The organism is Pantoea stewartii subsp. stewartii (genome assembly GCF_008801695.1).
Classification (GTDB): domain Bacteria; phylum Pseudomonadota; class Gammaproteobacteria; order Enterobacterales; family Enterobacteriaceae; genus Pantoea; species Pantoea stewartii.
The window spans coordinates 1-2,353 of sequence record NZ_VZPF01000170.1 but is presented as its reverse complement, the minus strand read 5'-3'; the positions used below and the strand labels follow the sequence as shown (position 1 = coordinate 2,353).

4 protein-coding genes are annotated in these 2,353 nt (G+C 51.8%); 2 read left to right on the top strand and 2 right to left on the bottom strand.

What is annotated here, in order from left to right; all coding sequences use genetic code 11:
- The coding region (locus F7Q90_RS27480; RefSeq protein ID WP_249042841.1) for a hypothetical protein at positions 1–337 on the top strand (337 nt) is incomplete at its 5' end.
- Positions 338–385: 48 nt separating this feature from the next.
- A complete protein-coding gene (locus F7Q90_RS25275) occupies positions 386–1,573 on the top strand; it encodes a hypothetical protein (RefSeq protein WP_151161150.1) in 1,188 nt (395 codons plus the stop codon).
- A 169-nt stretch (positions 1,574–1,742) separates the two neighbouring features.
- Here the strand turns inward: F7Q90_RS25275 and F7Q90_RS25270 are convergent, their stop codons facing one another.
- On the bottom strand, positions 1,743–1,952 hold the full coding sequence (locus F7Q90_RS25270; RefSeq protein WP_141119430.1) for an MbeD family mobilization/exclusion protein: 210 nt from the start codon (positions 1,950–1,952) through the stop codon (positions 1,743–1,745).
- Between the two features lie 3 nt (positions 1,953–1,955).
- A partial coding sequence (locus tag F7Q90_RS25265; RefSeq protein WP_151161148.1) for an MbeB family mobilization protein occupies positions 1,956–2,353 on the bottom strand: 398 nt, incomplete at its 5' end.

Sequence of the window (2,353 nt, the reverse complement as noted above, 5' to 3'; positions counted from 1 at the left end):
GAAATCTGACGCTCAAATCAGTGGCGGCGAAACCCGACAGGACTATAAAGATCCCAGGCGTTTCCCCCTGGTAGCTCCCTCGTGCGCTCTCCTGTTCCTGCCTTTCGGTTTACCGGTGTCATTCCGCTGTTATGGCCGCGTTTGTCTCATTCCACGCCTGACACTCAGTTCCGGGAAGGCAGTTCGCTCCAAGCTGGACTGTATGCACGAACCCCCCGTTCAGCCCGACTGCTGCGCCTCATCCGGTAACTATCGTCTTGAGTCCAACCCGGACGGACACGCAAAAACGCCATTGGCAGCAGCCATTGGTAACAGGGGTGTACAAGAAGGTATCTAAAGAGGTCTTGAAGTAGTGGCCTGACTGCGGCTACACTGAAAGAACAGTTTGGTAATTGCGGTCTTGTACACCCAGTTACCTACTCCAGGTAGAAGAGGTCGAAGACTTCTAACTGGACGAATCAACCCGCCTCTGGCGGGTTTTTTCGTTTCTGAGCAAGAGATTACGCGCAGATTAAAAGGATCTCAAGGATCCTTTTATAACTCTTTCGAAATCAGTCATTTTATAAGACACCAATTTGCTCTGATTTCCAGCCAAACCGCTTTCGATAAGGCCTTCCTTTCATTAGAAATATTCAACCGCGCGCACCATACAGAAGTCGAATTTTGGAAGAAAAAAAAAATCAGCCAGCTAATGTGGAATATTATTCCGCCATCAAACAGATACAAAAAAATGACAGCAATCAATAACGCCACCAACAATATAGTTCGCATGGTAGCTAAAAATACAACTATCCCATCGCTCGTCGCAGAACAGATGAGCACAAAATTTATAGCCACCATAGCATCTGTAAGAAATACGCCGTCATCACTTAACCGTCACGGCAACACTTTTCAGGGAGTAATCGCCAGCTCGACGGCCACACAGCCCGGGGCGATTAAAAATATTCACTCCACTGCAGCACAACAAATCACAGCAGCAAAAACACCGCTCTACAACCCACTTAACCGTCACGGCAACACTTTTCAGGGAGTAATCGCCAGCTCGACGGGCACACAGCCCGGGGCGATTAAAAATATTCACTCCACTGCAGCACAACAAATCACAGCAGCAAAAACACCGCTCTACAACCCACTTAACCGTCACGGCAACACTTTTCAGGGAGTAATCGCCAGCTCGACGGCCACACAGCCCGGGGCGATTAAAAATATTCACTCCACTGCAGGCTCAGCAATAGATAAAACGTCCGCCCCCCCAACAAACGACGTGACACTGATTAAAGTCGTTGATTATATGAGTGACCGTGTGAATGAAGACTCATATAATCAGACTCATGAATATGCAACGTTAAGCGATGAGTTAAATACGTCTACAGAATGCGAACTGGATGAGTATTTATTTGACAGCTACCCGCTATTCGGTGACACCCCAAAAGATAGCCCTAATGAAAGTTCACCCTACACGGAAGAACTCAAAATCCCCAACAAGCCGTTCAACCCACTCAATTACACACTAACTTACATGCAGCCAGATGAAGTAGTGTACACAGAAGCCCCCCCCGTCAGAACCGAATAAATGTCACCCAGCTTTCAGCGAAGATCTCCGCCGAAAGCCCCATTACATCCGGTTTGTTACAGCGACGGACCGTCATACGTCCGTTGCCGCTGCGATCGTTCCAGCTCCAGCGCTTTCTGATGCTGCGCTGAGAGCTCCTGCTCCCGGTGCGCCTCTATCCCGTTCATCCTCACGACAACCGGCGCAGCTGCTCGCTCAAACTCTGCACGTGCCTGCTCAAGTCCGTGACGCGCTCGCTCAGCGCCGCGTTCTCCCGTTGCATAAGACCAGACATCGTCCGCCATTCCGCGAAGGCGTTCTCCCACTCGTCCAGCCTTTTCGAGTAGTCCTGCTGTAGCTGCTCTAATGCGCTCTGCAACTGTTTTTCCAGCTCCGTCATGTGCTATTTCCCCGCCAGTATCATCCAGCTCGAATCCTCTCCGAACCGTCCCGCTTCCGGGTTCACCCTCACGCAGCGGCGTCTCTGATCGCCGCAGGTCGAGAGCTGCACGCCGCTGTTCCGCTCGGACAGCATAGCCTGCGTGCTCTTCTGCTCCCGGATGGTCGTGTAATTGTCGAGTATCTGCTGACTCTGCCACCACAGAATGGCCGCGCTCGAAGCGATCAGCAGCACTGAGACCAGGACGATGGTCAGCCACGTCTGGCTGACCATACGCAGCATCCCTTTCGTGCGCTGGCTCATGGCTGAGGACAGCTTCCGGTCGTGGTCGAGGATGGCGGCGCTGATTCTCTTCTCGCTTTCGCTCAGTTCCGCTCTGACAGACTTCTCGTGCTCGCTGA

What these genes read in the sequence shown, in the direction of transcription:
- F7Q90_RS25270 (WP_141119430.1), bottom strand. Translation starts at nt 1,952, where the DNA reads ATGACGGAGCTGGAAAAACAGTTGCAGAGCGCATTAGAGCAGCTACAG.